A 320-nucleotide genomic window follows, 5' to 3' on the forward strand; every position below is an offset into this window, starting at 1 on the left:
AAAAACAGGAAAGGGATTTCCCCATCGCTTATCGAATTAGTATACTTAATCAATTTCTGCCATTTCTGCAATTGCAGTTTACAGTCCACACAACCGGAGGAATCCACATACACCAACACCTTATAGGGAGACTGGGGTATCGAGTAGTCCACAGTATCTTTGCCGTAAAGTGTGAATACGGGATGATCCGGGAATTTAACCTCTTTCCCATACCATTCCTTAACGATGGGAAGCAGCTCATTATCGCCCTTTTGCCTGCCACAGGATAAAAACATGATAAAAGTCAGCAGCATAAGCCATGTGTTCCTTTTCATAAGCAT

Annotated in this window: 1 pseudogene; it reads right to left on the reverse strand. The window is 42.5% G+C overall.

The features are described 5' to 3' along the window. A pseudogene (locus E5342_RS19490) lies at nt 1-320 on the reverse strand (hypothetical protein); the annotation flags it as partial.

The organism is Parabacteroides distasonis, from assembly GCF_004793765.1.
Taxonomy (GTDB): domain Bacteria; phylum Bacteroidota; class Bacteroidia; order Bacteroidales; family Tannerellaceae; genus Parabacteroides; species Parabacteroides distasonis_A.